This is a genomic window from Streptomyces fuscigenes, assembly GCF_021556455.1.
Classification (GTDB): domain Bacteria; phylum Actinomycetota; class Actinomycetes; order Streptomycetales; family Streptomycetaceae; genus Streptomyces; species Streptomyces fuscigenes.
Map to the genome: position 1 here is coordinate 1 of NZ_JAKGCV010000026.1, position 21,585 is coordinate 21,585.

16 protein-coding genes are annotated in these 21,585 nt (G+C 70.5%); 6 read left to right on the forward strand and 10 right to left on the reverse strand.

What is annotated here, in order from left to right; all coding sequences use genetic code 11:
* Positions 1-177: 177 nt before the first annotated feature.
* Positions 178-1,458 (reverse strand): carbohydrate-binding protein, encoded by a 1,281-nt coding sequence (locus tag L1885_RS05205; RefSeq protein ID WP_235795774.1) that lies wholly within the window; start codon positions 1,456-1,458, stop codon positions 178-180.
* Between the two features lie 246 nt (positions 1,459-1,704).
* Here L1885_RS05205 and L1885_RS05210 point away from each other — a divergent pair, with 246 nt between their 5' ends.
* The 4 genes from L1885_RS05210 to L1885_RS05225 all read left to right on the forward strand — a co-directional run bounded on the left by L1885_RS05210 (position 1,705) and on the right by L1885_RS05225 (position 7,354).
* Positions 1,705-3,681 carry a hypothetical protein gene (locus L1885_RS05210; RefSeq protein WP_235795775.1) on the forward strand — a complete coding sequence of 659 codons (1,977 nt, stop codon included), beginning with the start codon at positions 1,705-1,707 and terminating at the stop codon, positions 3,679-3,681.
* Between the two features lie 2 nt (positions 3,682-3,683).
* The gene (locus L1885_RS05215) at positions 3,684-5,171 is read left to right on the forward strand and encodes an ABC transporter substrate-binding protein (RefSeq protein ID WP_235795795.1); all 1,488 of its coding nucleotides are present in this window, start codon (positions 3,684-3,686) and stop codon (positions 5,169-5,171) included.
* 107 nt (positions 5,172-5,278) lie between these two features.
* Positions 5,279-5,485 carry a DUF4236 domain-containing protein gene (locus L1885_RS05220; RefSeq protein WP_235795776.1) on the forward strand — a complete coding sequence of 69 codons (207 nt, stop codon included), beginning with the start codon at positions 5,279-5,281 and terminating at the stop codon, positions 5,483-5,485.
* A 339-nt stretch (positions 5,486-5,824) separates the two neighbouring features.
* Entirely contained in the window at positions 5,825-7,354 is a 1,530-nt protein-coding gene (locus tag L1885_RS05225; protein WP_235795777.1) for a helix-turn-helix domain-containing protein, read from the forward strand.
* A 282-nt stretch (positions 7,355-7,636) separates the two neighbouring features.
* Here L1885_RS05225 and L1885_RS05230 read toward each other — a convergent pair whose 3' ends face one another.
* Complete coding sequence (locus L1885_RS05230) at positions 7,637-8,995, reverse strand: dienelactone hydrolase family protein (protein WP_235795778.1); 1,359 nt, start codon at positions 8,993-8,995, stop codon at positions 7,637-7,639.
* A gap of 1,324 nt (positions 8,996-10,319) precedes the next feature.
* Between L1885_RS05230 and L1885_RS05235 the strand changes: the two genes are divergently transcribed.
* Complete coding sequence (locus L1885_RS05235; RefSeq protein ID WP_235795779.1) at positions 10,320-11,030, forward strand: TMEM175 family protein; 711 nt, start codon at positions 10,320-10,322, stop codon at positions 11,028-11,030.
* An 87-nt stretch (positions 11,031-11,117) separates the two neighbouring features.
* Here the strand turns inward: L1885_RS05235 and L1885_RS05240 are convergent, their stop codons facing one another.
* The 4 genes from L1885_RS05240 to L1885_RS05255 are packed head-to-tail and all read right to left on the reverse strand — an operon-like array spanning position 11,118 to position 16,906.
* On the reverse strand, positions 11,118-12,821 hold the full coding sequence (locus L1885_RS05240) for an ABC transporter family substrate-binding protein (protein WP_235795780.1): 1,704 nt from the start codon (positions 12,819-12,821) through the stop codon (positions 11,118-11,120).
* Positions 12,822-12,835: 14 nt separating this feature from the next.
* Positions 12,836-14,968, reverse strand: coding sequence for an ABC transporter ATP-binding protein (locus tag L1885_RS05245; RefSeq protein ID WP_235795781.1), 2,133 nt, complete (start codon positions 14,966-14,968; stop codon positions 12,836-12,838).
* Entirely contained in the window at positions 14,965-15,921 is a 957-nt protein-coding gene (locus L1885_RS05250) for an ABC transporter permease (protein WP_235795782.1), read from the reverse strand. Before L1885_RS05250 ends, L1885_RS05245 begins: the two co-directional genes overlap by 4 nt.
* Before the next feature lies 1 nt (position 15,922).
* Positions 15,923-16,906: an ABC transporter permease gene (locus tag L1885_RS05255; protein WP_235795783.1), complete on the reverse strand. Its 984-nt coding sequence runs from the start codon at positions 16,904-16,906 to the stop codon at positions 15,923-15,925.
* A 694-nt stretch (positions 16,907-17,600) separates the two neighbouring features.
* Here L1885_RS05255 and L1885_RS05260 point away from each other — a divergent pair.
* Positions 17,601-18,104: a DUF4232 domain-containing protein gene (locus L1885_RS05260; RefSeq protein WP_235795784.1), complete on the forward strand. Its 504-nt coding sequence runs from the start codon at positions 17,601-17,603 to the stop codon at positions 18,102-18,104.
* A 376-nt stretch (positions 18,105-18,480) separates the two neighbouring features.
* Here L1885_RS05260 and L1885_RS05265 read toward each other — a convergent pair whose 3' ends face one another.
* The 4 genes from L1885_RS05265 to L1885_RS05280 form a co-directional block, all read right to left on the reverse strand.
* Positions 18,481-19,323: an MIP/aquaporin family protein gene (locus L1885_RS05265; protein ID WP_235795785.1), complete on the reverse strand. Its 843-nt coding sequence runs from the start codon at positions 19,321-19,323 to the stop codon at positions 18,481-18,483.
* Positions 19,324-19,609: 286 nt separating this feature from the next.
* Positions 19,610-20,128, reverse strand: a complete 519-nt coding sequence (locus L1885_RS05270; protein WP_235795786.1) for a GNAT family N-acetyltransferase — start codon at positions 20,126-20,128, stop codon at positions 19,610-19,612.
* A 58-nt stretch (positions 20,129-20,186) separates the two neighbouring features.
* On the reverse strand, positions 20,187-20,795 hold the full coding sequence (locus L1885_RS05275; RefSeq protein WP_235795787.1) for a TetR/AcrR family transcriptional regulator: 609 nt from the start codon (positions 20,793-20,795) through the stop codon (positions 20,187-20,189).
* A 99-nt stretch (positions 20,796-20,894) separates the two neighbouring features.
* Positions 20,895-21,362, reverse strand: a complete 468-nt coding sequence (locus L1885_RS05280; protein ID WP_235795788.1) for an RrF2 family transcriptional regulator — start codon at positions 21,360-21,362, stop codon at positions 20,895-20,897.
* Positions 21,363-21,585 lie beyond the last annotated feature (223 nt).

Genomic DNA, 21,585 nt, shown 5'->3' on the forward strand with positions numbered 1-21,585 from the left:
GCGCCCGGAGCCGGGCGGCGGTGCGGAGGCCGGCGCGCCGGGCCCGGGTGCGGTGGCCTCCGGCCCGTAGCGGACGCTCCCCCGGCGTGTCAGGGCGGCCCGGACAGCGCGGTGCCCCGGTCGGCCGGGCCGTCCGGGGCACCGCGTGCGAGCGGTCGCGATCATTTGGTCGGGACGTCAGCAGGAGCCTTCGTCCTGCCAGGCGCCCCACTCACCGGTGCTGCCCGGCTTCTCGTTCTGCGTCCACCACTTGGCCTTCCAGGCGTGGCCGCTGTACGAGACCTCGTTGCCGGCCACGTAGGCCGTGGTGGCGTTCCACGCGGCCGCGGTGCAGCCGGAGGGGTTGCCCGGGTCGGTGGGCGGGTCGGTCGGCGGGTTGTTCGGCGGGGTCGCGCCGGCGAACTTCACCGAGTACTTGGCGAAGTCCCAGGCGGACTGCGGAACGCTGCTGCACGCACCCGAGGTGGAGCCGTTGTTGTCGGGCGGCGAGCACTGCCGGTCGCGGTTGAGGGACCAGAAGGTGAAGCGGTCCATGCCGTGGCCGGTCGCGTAGTCCAGGACCGTCTGGAAGTCGGACTGGGTGAAGATCTCGCCCGTGTCACTGCGGCCGTTCATGCCGGAGAAGCCCTCGTGGGCGTACGCGGTGGCCTCGCTCCAGCCGAACGTGGTCTGCAGGAGCTTGTTGAACGCGGTGAGCGCGGAGGTCTGCGAGGCGGCGCCGTTGAAGCCGCCGTCGAACGGCATGATGGAGAAGTTGTTCGGCGTGAAGCCCTGCGACTTGGCCTCGTTGAGCATCTGCTGGCCGAACCAGCCGGTGCCCGCCGCCGTGCCGGCGGTCGTCACGGAGACGTACAGGCCGGGGTTGTTCTGCTGGAGGATCTTGGCGGCGCCGATCTCGTGGGCGACCGCGGCGGTGTTCTCGTACTCCGGCTCTTCGAGGTCGAAGTCGATGGCGTGCAGCTGGTACTTGGTGATGACCTGCTGGTACGCGGCGGCCGTCGAGGCGGCGTCGGAGCACGCCTGGCCGAGCTTGGTGCCGCCGTAGCCGCCGATGGAGACCGAGACGTCCCCGCCCTTGGCGCGGATGGCCGAGATGGTGGAGGCGACCGCGGTGTCGCTCGACACGGACGCGGTGCCGCCCCACGTGGGCGTGCAGCCGCCGCCGTTCGGGGCCAGGATGAACGCCAGCTGGAACGCCTTGAGCCCCGACGCGTCCATGATGGCGGTCGCGCTGGGCGGCGTGTTGTCCAGCGGCATCAGGTAAGGAGCTGCGGCGTACCACCGGTTGCTGAGGGCTGCGGCCTGCGCGGTGGACGCGGTGGCCGCCGGGGCGGCCGCGTGTGCCGCCGCGTGGGGGGCGGGGGCCTGGCCGAACGCGGCCGGCGAGGCCGTGGCGAGGCCCGCGCCGGCGAGCGCGACCGCCGCCGCGCCGCCGAGGAGGGCACGTAGACGCTTCATGGGCGGATCTCCCGTGAGGTGGAGGGGGGAGCCTGCGGATGCAGCTCAGAATCAGGCACCGTCCCCACGGCGTCAATAAGTTGGACTAGACCAAAGACATCGAACAGAGGGTATGGCCCGATTCGCCCCATCGGCGGGCAACGATCGTGTTTCTGCCGGTGTTATTTGCCAACTCCCGTTCTACGGTGGTCAGTCACGCACACTTCCTGTCGGGGGAACGAGGTGGGGCGACCGGTGGAACCGGGTATGGGACTCGGCCTGCGCGGCCGCAGCGGCATCCTGTCGCTCGTCGAGGAGTGCCTGACCCTGCCTCCCGGCGAGGAGCGGCCCGTCACCATGCTCCTCGGCCCGCGCGGCTCCGGCGCGAGCCAGGCCCACGGTGCGGTCCTCGACCGCTTCGGCGGCGAACAGCCCTTCGCCTACGTGAACTTCGGGGGCGACCACTCGCTGCTCCCCCGCTACGCGCTCGCCCTGATCGCCCGCCAGATGGGCCAGAAGTCGCGCCGCTACGGGCGGGCGCGCTTCCCCCTGCTGACCCTCGGGCTGCTGGCCTCCGACGAGGACCTGCGCATCCGCGACTCCGCCGAGGGCCGGCGCGCGGTGCGGCGGCAGCTCGACCACTTCCAGGAGGACAACGAGGAGCGCTACGACGGCGACTACCTCGCGGCGTTCCTCGACGTGGGCGCGGGCGCGCTCGGGCTGCCGGAGGGCGTCTCGCAGTTCGCCCTCAAGCTCGTCTCCAACGCCGTACGGCACGGCCGCAAGCGGCTCGCGGGCAAGCTCTCCAGCAGCGCCCACTGGTTCGGCGGCCACCCGCTGACCCGGCGCGCGGACGCGTGGGAGGCACTCGCCGAGATCAACCACTGGCGGCACGAGGGCGACGCGGGCGACCACGAGCGGCTGGACCGGCTGCTGTTCTCCGCGTTCCTCGAGGACCTGCGGCGCAACTGCGCGCGCAACTTCATGCCGCGCTCGTACCTGCTGCTGCTCGACAACACGCACACGCCCTACGGGACCCGCTTCGTCGACCTGCTGCTGCACGCGCGCCACGAGGACACGGTGGTCAACGGCGGCCCCTGCGACCCGCTCACCGTCGTGGCGAGTGCGAACAGGTGGCTGCCCCGCTGGGGGCCCGCCAGCGGGGAGACCTGGCCGTGGCGGCTGCGCGGCCCCGACCGCGCCTCGCTCGCCGACTGGCGGGAGTACCGGCCCACCCGCGACGGCGAGGACACCTGGTGGTACCCGCTGCGGCTGCGCGACCTCAGCCCGGACGAGGTCCGCATCCGCATCGAACTGCGCTTCGGGGGCGTGCCCGAACTCGCCCCCTACACCCGGCTGACGCCCTTCGTGCACCGGCTGACCGGGGGGCTGCCGCGCGCGGTGCAGCAGGTGCTCGACGTGCTGCGGCAGTCGGGGCCGCCCGCCCACAGCGGCGTCGAGCAGGACCTGTGGCTGCGCTCCCTGCCCGAGCGCACCCTGCGCCAGGGCGAGCGCACCGGACGCCTCGTCGACCTGGCGGTCGGCCACCTGCTGCGCGGTCTCGGGGAGGCCGACCAGGACCGGCTCGCCGAGTGCGCGGCGGCCCGGGACCTGTCGGCGGGCGTGCAGGCGCTCGGCCACGGCGACGCCCTGTTCGCCGAGGCGCGCGCCCGCTGGCTGCTCGACCCCGCGAGCCTCGAACCGGTCCTGCACCCGTGGCTGCGGCGGCTGCTGCTGTGGAAGCTCGCGGAGCGGCCCGGCGACTGGGACCTGGCCCACGAGCTGCTCGCCGACCACTACCGCTCGCAGGGGCGGACGGTCCAGGAGCTCGGCCACGTGCTGGCGACGGGCCGGGTGGACGAGGTCGCCGGCGTGCTCACGCGCCGGTTCGCGACGCAGCCCGCCGCCCGCTGGATCAGCGAACTGGAGGCGGTGACCGCCGCCCCCAACCGGCTGGAGACCCGGGTGGGGCCGCTGGAGCTGATCGAGCAGCTCGGCTCCGGCCGTGGGCCGGCCACCGCGGTGGACACCGCCGAGGTGGTACGGGGGCTCGTGGCGGCGCGCTGGCTGTGGAGCGATCCGCTGGCCGACCCGGGGCTGCGCCTGAGCGGCCTGGTCGCCGACGGCTACGCGCAGCTGGCGCACCTGCGCCGGGACGACATCGTGCCTCTGCTCAACGAGGCCGAGCGGTACCGCTACTGGCAGCAGCCCCACAACTGGGGCGGGGGAGGCGTGAGGGTGTGAGCATGCGCATCGAGTGGCCGCTGCACGTCGTACGGCGGGTGGCGGTGTCGGTGGCGCTCGCCGCCGTCGTGGCGGTCGGCGGGTACTTCGGCGTCTCGTGGTACCAGCGGGCCGACGCGCGGTGTGCGGACGGCGTCGTGAAGCAGGGGCCGGCGCACGAGTGCGTGGGCGTGACGGACGGCTCGTACGCCTTCGCCGACGACCTGAAGGGTGTCGAGGGGCGCATCAGGAAGGAGAACGCCCGGGTCGCGAAGGAGGCCGGCGGGGACTACGTGTCCATCGCGTACATGACGACGATGACGCTGACCGCGCAGGACAGCAACTCCCGCGAGTCGATCCGCCACGAGCTGGAGGGCGCCTACCTGGCGCAGTACCGGCACAACCGGGGCGACATCAAGGCCGCTCCCCCGGTGCGTCTGCTGATCGCCAACACGGGCAGCGAGGCGGCGTACTGGAAGCACACCGTGGGCGAACTCGTCGCCCGCAGGGACGAGGACCACCTCGTCGCCGTGACCGGCCTGGGCCCGAGCACCGGCGCCGACCTCGCGGCCGTGCGGGAGTTGTCGCGCCACCGGCTCGCGCTCGTCGCGTCCACGATGACCGCCGACAACATCACGAACATCAAGAACCTCGTCCGTGTCACACCCACCAACACCGACGAGGCGCGCGCCGCCGCCGCCTACCTCAAGTCGTCGAACGCCTACCGCACGGCCGCGGTCGTGCAGGACGCCGCGGCGGGCAACCTGTACGCGTCCTCGCTGGGCAAGGCGTTCGTCGCCGCCTATCCCGACGCCCACCACGCCCTGGTGCGCGGCAAGGCCGTCCAGACCTACGACTCCTCGGTCGGCGAGTCCTGGGAGACGGAACTCGACCTGATCACCACCAATCTGTGCGACGCGAAGCCGCAGCTCATCTACTTCGCGGGCCGCGGCATCCACCTCACCCGCTTCCTCCAGGCGCTCGCGCACCGCTCCTGCGACTGGACCGGCTTCACGGTGATGACCGGCGACGACACCACGAACCTGACCGCCGACCGGCTGCACGAAGCGGCCAGGACCGGCATCCCCGTGCTGTACACGGGCCTCGCACACCCCGACATGTACCGCGAGACCGCCAAGGACGGCCGGCGCGTCGTCGACACCACGTCCGCCGCGGCGTTCGGCCCGCAGGGGCCGCTGGCGCAGTGGTTCCCGAGCGATCCGCGCGACGACGGCCAGGCCATGATGGCGCACGACGCCGTGCTGACCGCGGAGAAGGGCGCGGCGCTCGCGGACCGGGGCCAGGGGGTCCCGCACGGGGACGCGGTGGCCCGGATGTTCGAGCAGATGCAGGGCAACAACCAGGTGCCGGGGGCGGGCGGCTTCCTGACCTTCCGGGAGGACGGCAGCCCGGTGAACAAGGCGGTGCCCATCCTCCGGCTGGACAAGGACGGCACGTCCGCGTTCGTGGAGGTGTCGGCCGCCGGCGGCACGCCTCAGCCCGGCAGGTGACTCCCGGCGTGACGCGGCGTCACCGCGCACGCAGGGTCGCGGGTTCGCGCACATGATTCGCCGCGCACGGGCAATACGGAGCTCAGGACGGGAGAGAGGGAGGCGTCATGCCGATCACGTTCCGTAAGAGCTTCCGGATCCTGCCGGGGGTACGGCTCAACATCAACCGCCACTCGTGGTCCGTCACCACGGGCGGCGGCGACCACGGACCGCGCCACACGCACAGCAGTACGGGCCGCAGCACGACCTCGATGGATCTGCCGGGCCCGTTCGGCTGGCGGAAGACCACGACGAAGCGGCGCAAGGGGCACTGACGGGCGGTCGCCCGGGCCGCGGGAGCCGCAGCCGCGCGGCCGGCGGCGGGTTCTTGGGCCCGGGCAGTCCGCCCGGGCCCGGGACGGTCCCCGCGAGCCGCGGGGGGCCTTTCGGAGCATTGGTTCCGGTTGCGATTCCGGTTCGTGCGGGTCGATGATCGGTGCGCGGCCCTGTTCGGGTATGCATGTGCTGCGGGGGCGTGCGAGAGGCTGTCGCACGCCGGTCGGGCACCGTTCGCGCTGCTTCGCCGACCCCTGAAACGGGGCGCGACACGCGGGTTCACCCGAACGGACCACCCAGGCTGAGAGTTATCTCATCGGTGATATAGCCTCTGGTTCATGGCAGACGACTACCTCGTACGCATCGGCAAGCTCATCCGCGACGCCAGGCAGCACCGTGGCTGGACACAGACGCAGCTCGCCGAGGCGCTGGCGACCAGCCAGAGCGCCGTCAACCGCATCGAGCGCGGCAACCAGAACATCAGCCTTGAGATGATCGCGCGCATCGGTGAAGCCCTCGACAGTGAGATCGTCTCCCTCGGCTACGCCGGTCCGATGCATCTGCGCGTCGTCGGCGGCCGCAGGCTCTCCGGCTCCATCGACGTCAAGACGTCCAAGAACGCCTGCGTCGCCCTGCTCTGCGGCTCCCTGCTCAACAAGGGCCGCACGGTGCTGCGCCGCGTGGCGCGCATCGAGGAGGTCTACCGCCTGCTGGAGGTGCTGAACTCCATCGGCGTGCGCACCCGCTGGATCAACGACGGCGTCGACCTCGAGATCGTGCCGCCGGCCGACCTCGACATGGAGGCCATCGACGCCGACGCGGCCCGCCGCACCCGGTCGATCATCATGTTCATGGGGCCGCTCCTGCACCGCATGGACTCCTTCCGCCTGCCGTACGCGGGCGGCTGCGACCTCGGCACCCGCACGATCGAGCCCCACATGATCGCGCTGCGCAGGTTCGGCCTGGACATCGCGGCGACCGAGGGGCTGTACCACGCCCAGGTCGACCGGACGATCGCGCCGGCCCGGCCCATCGTCCTGACCGAGCGCGGGGACACCGTCACGGAGAACGCCCTGCTCGCGGCGGCCCGCCACAACGGCGTCACCGTCATCCGCAACGCCTCGTCGAACTACATGGTCCAGGACCTGTGCTTCTTCCTCGAAGCCCTGGGTGTGCGGGTCGAGGGCATCGGCACGACGACGCTGACCGTGCACGGTGTGCCCTCCATCGACGTGGACGTCGACTACTGCCCCTCCGAGGACCCGGTCGAGGCGATGAGCCTGATCGCGGCCGCCGTCGTCACGGAGTCGCAGCTGACGATCCGCCGGGTCCCGATCGAGTTCCTGGAGATCGAGCTGGCCGTGCTGGAAGAGATGGGCCTCGACCACGACATGACGGCCGAGTACCCCGCCGACAACGGCCGGACCCGGCTCGTCGACCTCACGGTCCGCCCCTCCAAGCTGGAGGCCCCGATCGACAAGATCCACCCGATGCCGTTCCCCGGCCTCAACATCGACAACGTCCCGTTCTTCGCGGCGATCGCGGCGATGGCGCAGGGCAAGACCCTGATCCACGACTGGGTCTACGACAACCGGGCGATCTACCTCACCGACCTCAACCGCCTCGGCGGCCGCCTCCAGCTCCTCGACCCGCACCGCGTGCTCGTCGAGGGCCCGACCCGCTGGCGGGCCGCCGAGATGATGTGCCCGCCCGCGCTGCGCCCCGCCGTGGTCGTCCTACTGGCGATGATGGCGGCGGAGGGCACGTCGGTCCTGCGCAACGTGTACGTGATCAACCGCGGCTACGAGGACCTGGCGGAGCGCCTGAACTCGGTGGGCGCGCAGATCGAGATCTTCCGCGACATCTGATACGACGATGCCGCACCCCTCTCCGACCGACCTGCGGCTCAACCGGTCAGGGAGGGGTGCGACAGCGTCTCACGGACCCTCTCCGGGACTTCGGGGCCCGCGGCGGCCTACGGGCCGTGCTCCACGGGCGGGCTGCATCCGAGGCGTGCCGGTCCTCGACAGCGGCAGCCGGACGGATGCGGACCCGCTGCGCAGGCGCGCCGGTATCAGGACGGCTTGACGGCCGGCCGGTCCGGCCCGATGGCCGGACGTCCGAGGTACCGGCGTCCGGCCATCAGGGATTCAGGCACCGTAGTTCTTCTGCAACCAGCTCGACACGTAGTTGAACGTCTCGGCGACCGTGTCGCCGAACGCGCCCGGAGTCTTGGCGCAGGCGGTGCAAGGAGTGAAGCCGTGTGTGGCACCCTTCACGAAAACGAGCTGCTTGCTCTTGGCGTGAACGGCGTTGTCGTAGTACATCTCCGACGGCACAAGCCAGTAGTGGCCCGTCATGGACATGATGAGCAAGGGTGAATGTATACCCTTGACGTTGTCGACAGTTGCGGTATTGGACGACGCCCAGTCGATGCCACTGATCGAATCTGCTGTGATCTTCGGGTTCGTCGCCCGGATGGCGCCCACGGACAGGAAGGAACTGTTCGTGAAGCCCCCCTTGCTGGAGTCCCACGTCTCGTTGTCGTCGGGATCCGCGGACGGGACTCGCACCGAGCGCACGACCTGTGGGGCGCCTCCGCCCGGGTGCTGCGGCGAGATGACCGGGTACTTGCCCTTGGTGTGCGAGAGCAGGCCGGGATCCGCCTCCCACAGCCGGGCACTGTCACGGCCCACCGGCATGGGCGCGGCGTTGGAATACTGGCCGTTGCCGTTCCCGATCTGCCGACCGGTTTTCTGCGCCTGTCCTATGAGATGGTTCTCCCGCTGGGCCTGGCCGGCCAAGTAGTGGTTGATGAACGTCTGGCTGTAGGCGGAGGGGCCGTTCGCCAGATAGCCGTTCCGGCCGGCAAACATGTCCAGGGACTCATCGCGTACCCGGAGATCGTTTTCATCGGTCACAGAGGCATCGAGCGCCGTCAGATCAGAGAAGGCGATCCCCGGAATGGCGTCCAGGAGCACCACTCCGTCGGCCGGTGGCATGTCGCCCAGGTCGTCCCCGCAGGGATCCAGCCGCTCCGCGGCCTGGCATGCGGCGAGCCCGTTCTGGGCCACGTTCTGGTAGTAGGACATGATCGCGCCGCCGCCTGACCAACCGACGAGAACGACCTTGTCCACGGCCGGCAGGCCCCGGAGATACGTGACACTCGCCGACACGTCGAGCGCCAGCGAGTCCCAGTCGGCGGCCGCCTGATCAGCGTACTGGGACTTGACACACAGCACGGTGTATCCGCGTGCGGCGAGCTGCACACATGGCACGCTGCCGATGAAGTCGTCGTTCTCATGAGTCAGGAGGAGAGCGGTGGACTGATTCCCGTTCGGGGTGTCGGGCTGATAGAGCGAGCCGATCACCTGCGCTTTGCCGAGCAGCACCGTCGAGGTGTGGTAGGCCGCGGAGGCAGGAGCGCTCGGTGCCGTGTCGGCCTGAGCCGAGGACGTGAGCAGAGGGGCGACGAGCGCGAGACAGACACTGGCGAGGACGAGAAACAACGGCCTCGTCCTCGGTCTCCACGGCCGACGTGGGCGGACTGAGGGAACAAACATCACACGAGCCTTCCTCGAAGTCGGGGCCACAGAGCCCGCCTCGGCCGGAACGGTTCGGCAGGGCCCCGGGAGCGGCGGTGCTCACGCTTGCAGAGCAGAGCCTGCTATTGGTATTACAAATAGTCAATAAGCTGGGCGGGGTCGCCGCCCACCCGCGTCTGCCGCAACAGGCGGCGAGCAACGTTTCGCCGGTCGCTCGCCGCGCCGGTCCAGCGCCCGGAGCTTTGACGGGCCGGCAAGTTCTCCGATCCGATCGGCCTGTCCCGGGACCCTCGGTGCCGGCTGCGCCGACGTCGCGAAGTCCCGGGGGCAGGTCTGACGGAGGCCGGCCCCGCGCACGGCGGGGCAGAGCGGAGTGTTGGGTCCGCAGCGCCCTCTCCCGACCAGCCTGCCGAGGCCGACGGCGTCGAAGCCGACCGCGGCGACGCGCCCACGGCGGGCTGCGCGCTCGTCCGAACCGCGCATGCCCGACCCTTGACTTGAGGGCGGGATCAGCGAGACGGCCCGCAATGCCCTGTCGCCTGCGGGCCGACAGCACGTCGAGGCCATATCCGATGATGACGAGTCCCCCTACGACGGCCGCAGGCACCAGAGCGCAGGGCCACCGGCCCCGCACCGCCGCCAACGCGCTCAGAGCTGCGGCTGCCCCGCCGAGGAGCAGGACCGGCAGGCCCAGCCGGAGAACGGCCTGACGGGTCTCGCCCTCGACGCTTCCCGACAGACCCCGTCGGCCGTAGGGGAGCCAGATCGCGAGACCCGGCAGGGCGCCGGCGACGGCACTGAGGCGCACGGCGGCTCCGGCGAGGACCTCGCACCGACTCGTCTGTTCGTCGTCCACGTGCCGACGGACGCCTGGGGGCCGGACACGCGTGGCTTCACCTTCGCGGGCGTCAATGCGGCATCGCTTCCGGGCCGTTGCTCAATCGCGTGAGGCGCACAGAGCGCCCCCTCCCCCGCCGTGCACGGCCCCCGGAACGACGTGTTGGTCCCGATGCTCATCGCCACCGCGCGCTGGACCGGCGTCTCGGTCCACGTCGGCGACGGCAACGGCGCGAACCTCACACTGCCCCCCGTTCACACCGCTCCCGTTGCCACCACGTCGCTCGTCCGCCCGGCCGGCCTGCCCGGGAGAGGCAAGAGCCGCCCCGTCCCCGGCCTTCGGCCCGCCAACTGGGGCCCGCGGCCCATGAACTAAGGTCGACGTCCGGCGAAGAGCCCCGCTCCGGCAGCGGCGGCCGGACGCCTCGGACGTGCAGAGAGGTGTGAATGTATGGGTGCCAGTGACGGCGTCGGCAACACGGGGGCAACGGGCCCGGACACGGGGGGCCTGCCAGGTCAGGCTTCGCCTCCGGACGGGGGCGAGCGGGGCGGCGCCTCGGGAGAGCGGCTGGTCCTCTTCACCGACGCCGTGACGGCGATCTCCATCACCCTGCTGATCCTGCCGCTGGTGGACCTCGTCCCGGAGGTCTCGTCCGCCCACGAGCCCGCCAGCGAGGTGGTCACCGGCCACGTGAACCAGATCTGGAGCTTCCTGCTCAGCTTCCTGGTCATCGCGAACATCTGGGGGGAGCACCACCGGACCTTCTCGTCGATCGCGAAGGTCACCCGCCCCCTGACCGTGTGGAACATGGGGTGGCTGCTGTCCGTCGTCGTACTCCCCCTGCCGACCGAGATGATCGGCGCCTTCGGCCGCGACCGCTTCGTGATGGCGTTCTACTACGCCACACTTCTGGCGAGCATGGTGTGCCGGTCGGCGATGCTGCGCATCCTCAAGTCCTCTCCCTCGCTGGTCGAAGAGGGAGACGCCCCGGAGACCCGGCAGAAGATCCAGGACGCGCACACGGACAGCCGCCTCAACGTCGTCGCGCTGGTCGTCGCCTTCGCCATCGCCCTCGCCGTGCCCCAGCTGCAGTACTACAGCCTGTTCCTGCTCCTCGTGCCGGGACGCGTGCTCTCCAGGAGCCGGCGCACAGCCCGCTGACCACCGAGCTCCCCAAGCGGTGTTCCTGGCGTGAACGCGCCGGGGCCCCGCCGCACTGGTGCTGCGGCGGGGCCCCGGGGCAACGGTTCAGCTCTTCTGCCAGCCGATCAGCTCGGGCGGGCCGGTGACGCCGTAGTTGCCGTAGAACTGGGCCGCGCCGTAGTTGGCGAGCCCCTTCTTGACGGCCCAGATGGTCGGGCCGTTGTGGGTCGGCATGACGCCGTAGGTCTTCATGGCCTCCAGCTCGACCTTGTTGCCGGCGGCGATCTGCTGGTCCAGGGTCGGCAGGTTCGCGACGGCCTTGGTCTCCTTGTCCATGCTCTTCGGCACCGAGCGGGAGACGTTCAGCGACGAGTCGGAGCAGTACATCTGGCAGATGTAGAGCATGCCGTTCGGGTCGCTGGAGATGAAGCCCATCCCGAAGATGTCGAACGAGCGCTGCGTGAACACCTTGTTGAAGTCGGCGGACGGGTGCGCCTTGATGTCCAGCGTGACGCCGATGCCCTTCAGCATCTGTGCGAGGGCGGTGGCACGCGCCTTGACGGTGGAGCTGTCACCGATGGTGGGGAAGCTCAGTTCCAGCTTCTGGCCGCCCTTGGTGCGCACGCCGTCGGAGCCGGCCTTCCAGCCGGCCGCGTCCAGGTCCTTCTTCGCCTGGGCGGTGCTGAACTTGACGACCTTGCCGAAGTTGTCCTGGTACCCCTTCTGGAAGGGGTAGAGGTTGAACGAGCCGGGCAGCGGCTCGGTGTAGCCGAGGCCCTGGAACGTGATCTTCGCGAGCTGGGCCCGGTCGATCCCCTCCATGATGGCCTTGCGCACGGCCGGGTCCTTCAGCTGCGGCGAGGTGCTGTTGAAGACCAGCAGGTTGTTGGACGTGGTCGTGCCGCGGCGGAGCTCGGTGCCCTGCACCGACTTCACCTGGTTGAGCTCCTCGGCGTTGCCCGCGGCCACCGCGTCGATCTGGCCGTTCTTGAACGCGTTGATGCCCGCGCTGTCCTCCATCTGGACGTAGGTGAGCTCGTCCAGATGCGGCTTCGCGCCCCACCACTTGGGGTTGGGCTTGTAGGTGACGGTGCCGCCCTTGGCGTCGAACTTGGAGATCGTGTACGGGCCGGCTCCCCACTCGGCGTGGGGGTTGCTCACGTAGTCCTTGTTGAACGCGTCGGCCTTCGCGATGTGCGGGTTGAGGACCGAGGAGAACAGGGACTTCCAGTACACGAAGGGTCCGGTGAAGGTGACGACCGCCTCCTTGGCGTCCTTGCCCTTCTTGACCGAGGCGATGCTGGAGTAGCCGTCGCTGGAGCCGACGACGTAGTCCTTGTTCTTACCGTTCAGCGCGGTCCAGGTGTCCCGGAAGATCGTCCAGTCCATGTCCTGGCCGTCGTTCCACTTGGCCTTGGGGTTGATGTCGTACGTGACCTGCGTCTTGCCGTCGACCGTCGCCTGCTTGACGTCGGTGAGGTAGTCCTTGTTGTAGGTGATGTTGCCCTTGGGGTCGTTGAAGGACAGCTGCGGCTGGTAGAACCACGCGATCTTCGACGTGTAGAGCGAGCCGTTGCCGTTCAGCGGGTTGAGCTGGTCGGGGATCTCCACGATGGGGAGCGTCAGCTTCCCGCCCTGCTTCAGGTTGCTCGCAGGCTGGGGGTTGTACGAGGTCAGCACGTCCTTCTCGGAGGTGGCGCCCTTCGAGTGCTTCTGCCCGGAGTTGTCGGTGCTCCCACCGCTGCATCCGGAGAGGACGAGGGTGGCGGTGGCGGCGAACGCCAGCCCGCCCAGTGCGATTCTTCTCATGACGGCCTTTCAGCTCAGTTGTCGACAGACGTGGACGTGGTCGTGTCCGCGAAGTGGCACGCGTCGCGGTGGTCGCTGCCTCCCCTCGCGGTGAGTGGCGGAGTGACCCCGCGGCACTGCTCCTTCTGCGGGTCCGACAGCGTCAGGTGCAGCGGACACCTGGAGACGAACCGGCAGCCGGGGCGGTCGTCGGTGGGGCTGGGGAGGTCGCCCTTGAGCAGGACGCGGTCCCGGGTGCGCTCGGCGACGGGGTCGGGCAGCGGGATCGCCGACAGGAGTGCCCTGGTGTAGGGGTGCCGGGGATCGTCGAAGACCGAGTCCGTGGCGCCGATCTCGACGATCCGCCCGAGGTACATCACCGCCACGCGGTCGGAGATGTGGCGCACCACCGACAGGTCGTGGGCGACGAAGAGGTACGACAGGCCCAGCTCGGCCTTGAGGTCGTTGAGCAGGTTGATGACGCCGGCCTGCACGGAGACGTCGAGGGCGGAGACCGGTTCGTCGAGGACCAGCAGCTGCGGCTTCGTGGCGAGCGCGCGGGCGATGCCGATGCGCTGCCGCTGCCCGCCGGAGAAGGCCGAGGGGAAGCGGTCGCGGTGCTCGGGGTCGAGCCCGACCAGCTCCATGAGGTCCCCGACCTTGGTGTCGAGGGTCCGCCGGTCGCGTTCACCGATCGCGCGGAGCGGCTCGGCGAGGATGTCGAAGACCGTCATGCGGGGGTCGAGCGCGCCCATGGGGTCCTGGAACACCATCTGGATGTTGCGGCGCACCGCGCTGATGTCCTGCCGCCGCCTGAGGTTCGCCGTGTCCTGCCCGCAGACGGCGATGGAGCCCTGCTCGGGCGGCTGGAGCCCCATGATCTCCAGCAGCGTGGTCGTCTTGCCGCAGCCGGACTCGCCGACGAGGCCGAGCGTCTCCCCCTCGTGGATGTCGAGGTCGATGCCGTTGACGGCGAAGACGGTGCCCACCTTGCGCTTGAGCAGACCGCCCCGGGTGAGGGGGAACGTCTTGGTGACACCGGAGAGTTCGAGGACCTTCGGCCGGTCCTCGCGCGGGACGGCCGCGACGCCGCTCTCCCGGACGGCCGGCACGGGATAGATCGGCGTGCCGCCGATCGCTCCGCCGTCGATCTCCGCGGCACGCAGGCAGGCGGCCGCGTGCTCGTCGCCGGTGTCGCTCCCGGCGAGCGCCACCAGCGGCGGTTCGCCCTGGAGGCAGGCGTCCTGCACGACGGGGCAGCGGGCGGCGAAGGGGCAGGCGTCGGGGAGGTCGACGAGGAGCGGCGGCGTTCCCGGCACCGGGATCAGGGCGCCCCTGGCCCGGTCGTCCAGTCGGGGTATCGCCCCCATCAGGCCGATGGTGTACGGCATGCGCGGGCGTGCGAAGAGTTCGTCCACGCCGGCCCGTTCCACCGCGCGGCCCGCGTACATCACCATGACGTCGTCGGCGGAGCCGGCCACCACTCCGAGGTCGTGGGTGATCATGACGACCGCGGCCCCGGTCTCCCGCTGGGCCGTCTTGAGGACGTCGAGGATCTGGGCCTGCACGGTGACGTCGAGCGCGGTGGTCGGCTCGTCGGCGATGATCAGGTCGGGGTCGTTGGCGATCGCCATCGCGATGACGGCCCGCTGCCGCATGCCGCCCGAGAACTCGTGCGGGAAGCCCTTCGCGCGGCGGTCGGGGTTGGGGATGCCGACGAGGTCGAGCAGTTCGACGGCCCGCTTCCACGCGGCGGCCGTGGAGATGTCCTGATGGATCTGGAGCGCCTCGACGATCTGCGCGCCGATGCTGAAGATCGGGGTGAGCGACGAGAGCGGGTCCTGGAAGATCATGCCGATGCGCCGGCCGCGCACCTTCGACATCTGCCGGTCGTCGAGGTCCAGGAGGTTGTCCCCGCCGAGCGTCACCGAGCCGGTGACCGAGGCGTAGTCGGGCAGCAGGCCCATGACGGCCATCGACGTGACGGACTTGCCGGACCCGGACTCGCCGACGATGCCGAGGGTCTTGCCGCGGTGCAGGTCGAAGGAGACGCCGCGTACGGCGTCCACCCGGCCCGCCTCCGACGGGAAGGCCACCTTCAGGTCGCGCACGGACAGCAGGGGCTGCTGGGTCTCGGGCTTGGTCGTGACAGCGCGCTGCTCGATCATGCGCGGCCTCCAGACTGCGAGGTGGGGTCGAGGGCGTCGCGCAGGCCGTCGCCGATGAGTGCCATCGCGACGGTGAGCAGCACCACCAGGGCTGCGGGCAGATAGAACAGCCAGGGGGCGGTGGACAGCGTGTTCTGTCCGTCGGCGAGCATCGAACCCAGGGACACATCGGGCTGCTTGACGCCGAAGCCGATGAACGAGAGCGCCGTCTCCGCCTGGACGGTCGAGGCGACGCCGAGGGTGAACGTCACGATCAGCAGCGACCCGATGTTGGGCACGAGGTGGCGGACGATGGTGCGCATCGGGCTGACGCCCATGAACCGCGCCGCCATCACGTACTCGCGCTCCCGCAGGGACGTGGCCAGGGACCAGATCACGCGGGCGGTGAGCATCCAGCCGAACAGCGTGAGGACGACGACCAGGACCTGCCACTCGCCGCGGTAGTGCGTGCCGACCAGGGCGATGATCAGGAACGAGGGCAGGATGAGCAGGAAGTGCACGAACCCGAGCATCGCCCGCTCCACCTTGCCGCCGAAGTAGGCGGCGGTGGTGCCGAACAGCCCCGCGATGGCGGTGGTCAGCAGCGACACGGTCACGGCGATGACCAGCGACCTGCCCAGTCCGTGGACGAGTTGGGCGTAGACGTCGTTGCCCGCGGCGTTGGTGCCCAGCAGGTGCCCGCTCACCCCCGGCGACACGGTGAGGGCGGTGAAGTCCGCCTCCGTGAAGTTCCAGTGGGTCAGGAAGCGGCCGAACACGGAGAAGAAGACGAGGAGCGCGAAGAGCACGAGCCCGAGGAGCGCGGCCTTGTTGCGCGCGAATCGCCGCGCGTAGAGCTTGAGCGGAGACGTGCGTCCGCCGCCTCGGGCGGCCTTCGCGGGGTCCTCCGCCGGGGCCGCGGCGGGGCTGAGCCCTTCGGCGTCGGGCCCGACGCCCGGCATGTTGATGGCCACGTCAGCTCACCCTGATCCTGGGGTCGAGGGCCACGATGACGAGGTCGGCGAGGATCGCGCCGATGGCTGTCATGAGGGCACCGAAGGCTGCGACAGCGACGACGCCGTGCACGTCGTTCGTGCTGATGGTCTTGGTGAAGTACTCGCCCATCCCGTGCCACGCGAACACCGTCTCGGTGATCACCGCGCCGGTGAACAGGGCCGGCATCGCGAAGGCGACCTGGGTGGCGACGGGGATGATCGAGGTCCGCAGGCCGTGCCGGTAGATGGCCTGCTTCCGCGTCAGCCCCTTGGAGCGCGCCGTACGGACGTAGTCGGAGTTGATGTTGTCCAGCAGCAGCGAGCGCTGGAGCAGGTGGTACCCCGCGTACGAGATGAACGTCAGCGAGATCGTGGGCAGGATCGCGTGGGTCGCCCGGGAGCCGAGGACCGCCCAGAAGCCGGCGACGTCGGGGCTCTGCGCGCCCGCGACCGGCAGCAGTGTGCTGCCGAGGGACTGGTTCAGGGCGATGGCCACGAGCACGACCGCCAGCGAGGCCACGGCGGAGGGCGTGTTGAAGGACAGCACCGAGAGGCCCTGCCACACCCGGTCCGCCGCCTTGTACTGGCGCGACGCGGTGTAGACGCCGAGGCCGACGCCGATGACGATGGCCAGGATCGTCGAGGCCAGGACCAACTGGCCGCTGACGAAGATCCGGTAGGCGACCTGGTCGTTGACGCTGCCCCCGGTCGGCGACTGGCCCCAGTCGAAGTGCGTCACGATCCCCGATATCCAGTGCCACCACCGATCGATGATCGGTTTGTCCGGATTGAGGTTGTAGAGCGCCAGCGAATGGTTGATCTCGGCCGGTGTTCGAGGCGGTCGCAACGCGGTGTAGTTCGACGCAGGCTTGAGGAAGGCGTTGGCGAGGAAGTACGTGAGGTTGGTCGCGACGACGATCATCAAAAACCAGCCGACTGCTTTGCGGGCGATGTAACGCAGCACTGTGAGCCGGCCTTTCGTGAAACGGGTGTGTCGGCTCGCGGATCCGGTGGGTGACTGGACGCGTGGCCGCGTTGACCGGGCACCGGGTCGCGAGCGCTCGGACGGGACGTGCGGATGCTCGGCGGTTCAGAAAAGGATTGGCGCGCGACCGCTCCGATGCACGACACTGAGGTGCGCTGGCGGAGCTGCACAGGTAGGCCGAGCAGGGGTGAGCAGTGCGCCGGGCATGGAGCGACAACCTCGCGTGGGAGTGGGCCGGTTCAGGCGACCGCGCGATGCGGTAGCGCCGTTCTTGACGATCGCAAGCGGTTTTGAGCACGTCAAGATTGGCAAGGTCGCGATCCGGTTAAGTCGACGTTACGTATCAGTCGTCCCTCGCGTAACTTTCGTCCTCGCGACGACCCCCTTGAGGGAAAGACGGCCCCGTGAGGAGAAGCGGAATGACGCACTCTCACTTCATGGGGCGTCAGATGCCCACAGCGGAAAGGCCGAAGGCCAACCGTCGCCACGCCCTCCGCGGCTGAGCCTCGTCCCCGGCCCGCCCTGTCGCGGCCCACGTCTCTCCGGCCCGACATCGCGGCCGTAGCGATTCTGAGACATTCCCGGCGAATCAGGAGGGGCAAGGATCGTGGTGACCATGGCCCCGGCGGCGAACACCCGCAAGGGCCATTGCACGATGCAAGGAGTGTTCTTGATGCGTACCAACCGGAAGACCGCCGTCCTCGTCGCCGCCGCAGCGCTGATCGCCGCCGCGGGAGCAGGAGTCGCACAGGCCGCGCCGTCGGGGGCCGGCGCCGCGCCGTCCGCCTGCCGCCCCGCCAACCACCTGGCGAAGATCACCAAGGCGCCCGACACCGCGGGGCACCACCACTACCGCGTCACCCTCAGCGCGCCGCGCGGGTACGACGCCTGCACGCTCGCGGGCTCGCCCGGCGATGTGCGCTTCACCCGTCACGGCTCGTCCGTCGGCATCCGCGCCGGCCGCACCGGAGCGCAGGGCACGCGGGTGACCTTCGGCCCGGGCCACCCGGTCCACTTCGACATCCAGGTGCCCGGGAAGGGCCACGCGAAGTCCGCCGACGAGGCGTCGTTCACGCTGCGCACCCCGGGCGGGGTGATTCCCGGGACGTCGTTCGCGGAGGGCAGGTTCACCGTGTCCCCCGGCACGGTCGTGGGCCCGGTCAAGCGCGGGGCCTGACCTCCCGGCCCTTCGCGGCGGCGGCGCGGCGGGTACGGGGACCGACCGGCGGCTTTCCCACGGCGGCCCGTTCCGTACCGGGACCTGATCGCCCGCTCCCCCACGGCGGCCCGTTCGGTACGGGGGCGGGCTGCCGCACGGGGCGGGGCGGCGGGGGAACGCGGGGCGCGGATACGGCCGCGGACGCGGCCCGTACGTCCGCGCCACGTGACGTGGTCCCCGCGTCCCGCCCGCCGGCGCGGTTCGTGTGCCGGTGCACCGCGACGCGGAAAACCCTGCGGGCCGCCTTCGCAGGGAAGGCGGCCCGCAGGGTGGTACGGGACGGGGCCCGTCGGTGTGGCGCGTGGGGCCCGGCGCGGTGCCGGGTCCGCCCGCGTCACTCCTCGGGCTGGGGAACCCGGCCGGGAGGCTCGGCCTCGGCGGTCGGCAGGCACCGCTCGATGACGAACTTGTAGAACGCGGCGCCGATCAGGCCGCCGACGAGGGGCCCGACGATCGGCACCCAGAAGTAGAGGTTGCCCCATTGGTCTCGCCACGCGTTGTGGTAGCCCGTGATGAAGCTCGCGAGACGGGGGCCGAAGTCGCGGGCCGGGTTGATGGCGTAACCCGCGTTGGTGCCGAAGGCCATGCCGATCGCGACCACGACCAGGCCGATGATGAACGGCGCCAGGTTCGCCTTCGGCGGTGTGTTCAGCATGTCGGTGATGGCGAAGATGAGCAGCAGCAGCAGGGCCGTGCCGATCACCTGGTCGCGGAACGCTCCCCACTCGTGGACGCCGGCCGCGGCGTTGCCGTTGCCCGGCAGGGTGGAGAAGACGATCTGCGTCATGAAGGTGTGCTTCGGGTCCGCCTTGGCGAGGACCTCGGTGTAGTTCCAGCGCACCAGCAGCGCGGCGACGAACGCGCCGAGCGTCTGGGCGAAGACGTAGGGGATGACCTTCACCCAGGAGAACCCTCGGAAGACCGCGAGGGACAGGGTGACGGCAGGGTTGAGGTGGGCGCCGCTGAGTCGGGCTGCGACGTACACACCGAGCGTGACGCCGAGGCCCCAGGCCCACGAGATGCTGTCGTGGTCGCCCAGGCCGCCCTTGGGGTCGGTGAGCGCGCCACCCGCGACGACCTGGGCGACAACGCCGGCGCCGAACAGCAACAGCACCATCGTGCCGGCGAATTCGGCGCCCATCTCTCGGAACAGCTGTGATCTACCGGTGTTCTTCATTGCGCTCTGCGTCTCCTCGGAGAGTGGGGCGCAGGCGGATGGTTCCGGCCCGCCCGTGACTTCCCGTCATCGTGGGACGCCGTCGTGCACACCGCACTCCGAAAGGCGCGGGCTTAGCCCTGACGGGGTGTTGTGTTGCTCCATCCGATGGACCTGCTGCCGCGCCGCGTTCGATCAGGCGTGACGCCGTGGTGTGGAAACCGGCGGTACGGGGCTCACCGCGACCGGGCCCGGCGCGGGCCGGGCCCTCGGTGCGAGCGTGCCAGCGACGGCCGCGCGGCGCAGGTCAGGGAACCAGGACGCGCTGCCACCGCATCTCACCGTCGTGCAGGTGGCCGGTCGGTGCCAGCCCCGCGGCCGCCGCGACCGCCGCGGACGCCCGGTGCTCGGGGTGGATGTGTGCGATGACGGTGTGCACGGACTGGGCGCCCAGCCCGTCGACCAGCGCCCGGGCCGCCTCGACGGCGATGCCCCTGCCCTGCCACGGGGTCCCCAGCACCCAGGCGATCTCGGCGAGGAGCCCGTGCCCGGCGGGTGCGGCCGTCGCCTGCACGGTTCCGGTGAGGCGCTCCTCCTCGCGGTGCCTGATCACCCAGTTCAGCCAGGAGACGGCCGGGTCGGGCGAGCCCGCCGTGAGGCGCTCGTAACGCGACCGCAGCGCGGACGGCTCCAGGGGCGTGCCGCCGATGAAGGTGTGCAGCGCCGGGTCGCCCAGCAGCTCGGCCATCTCGGGGGCGTGCTCGACGCGCAGCGGCAGCAGGTCCAGCCGCGGGGTACGGATGATTCCCGCCGTCGGGCGGCGCATCCCGGCGCCGTCCCGGGGCGGGCCCGGCGGGCCGGTCTTCGCGCGCCGCGGCCGGTGCTCAGCCACGGGTGCCCAGCGCCCCGCGGAGCTGCGACACCAGCACGGAGCGGAATCCCTCGGCGGTGGGCGTCTCGTGGTGGAGGACCCGGGGGATCATCACACCGGCGAGCGCGGCCATCAGGAAGTCGGCGATCTCCACCGGGGTGTGTTCGGGCGTGAAGGTGCCGGCCTCGCGGCCCTCCTCCATCGCGCGCAGGAACGGCTCGCGGTAGCGGACCTGCAGTTCCGCGCTGTACTCCCGCACCTCCTCGTCGCGGATGCCGGTGCGCCAGAACTCGATGAGCGTGCGCAGTGTGCCCTCCGTGTTCGCGAGGCTGCGGTCGACGAGCGCCAGGAGGCGCGGCCAGGGATCGCTCCGGGCCGCGGCCACGGCTTCGAGTGCGGCGACTTCCCGGTCCACGGACCGGCGCATCGCCTCGATCAGCATGTCCTCGCGCGAACCGAAGTAGTTCTGGAGGGTGCTGACGGCCACGCCGCTCGCCCCGGAGATGTCCGCGAAACGAGTGCCCTCGTATCCGCGCTCACCGAGTACGTCCATGACGGCGTCCAGCACTTCGAGCCGCCTGGTTCCGCCGGCGCGACGCGTACGCCGCTCCCCGATAGGCATGTTTGTACGGTATGTCGGTACCGACGAACCCGTCAACCAGCCGATACGCCCCCGGGGGCACCGCACCGAGTCATGGGACGGCGGGCGGCGTGCCCCGTCTCAGCGGAGGGCGGCGCGGATGATCTCGCCGACGACGGGGCCGGTGTCGAGTTCGGCCTTGATCTCGGCGAGGGTCTGTGCGGCCAGGGCCTCCCGCCAGGAGGCCTCGGCCCGGCTCATCGCATTCTTGACGGGGCAGGGGCCGGTGGGGCGCGGCGAGAGTTCGCCGATCCTGCCGCAGCAGCGGATCTCGGTGCACTGGAACATGTCGGCGTCGCCCTCGATGGCCTGGACCACGTCCAGCAGCGTGATGGCGTCGAGCGGACGCGTGAGGCTGAACCCGCCGCGCGGCCCCGGGGTGGACGCGAGCAGTCCGGCCCGGGACAGCTGCTGGAGCTGCTTGTTCAGGTAGGGGGCGGGCAGCCCGTGGGCCTGGGCCAACTGGCTGCTGCCGACGGGCCCGCCGCCGGCCATGTCCAGGTTGAGCAGTGTGTGGAGGGCCCACTCGACACCCTTGGCCATTCGCATAATACGGACATTACCTGTCCTGGACCCCTTCACGTCGAGCCGGTCGGCGACTGCCTGCCGGAACGCCGCCCGCGGACCGGCCAGGGACTCCCGCCTCTCCCCCTCGGGCCCTTCGATCCTCTGCCCTCTCGGGCCCCTCCAAGAAACCTTGACACTCAATATCCAGGATATGTAATGTCCTGGATAGCTCGGGAGTGCCGCACGGGGCGGCAGCCCGGGAGGG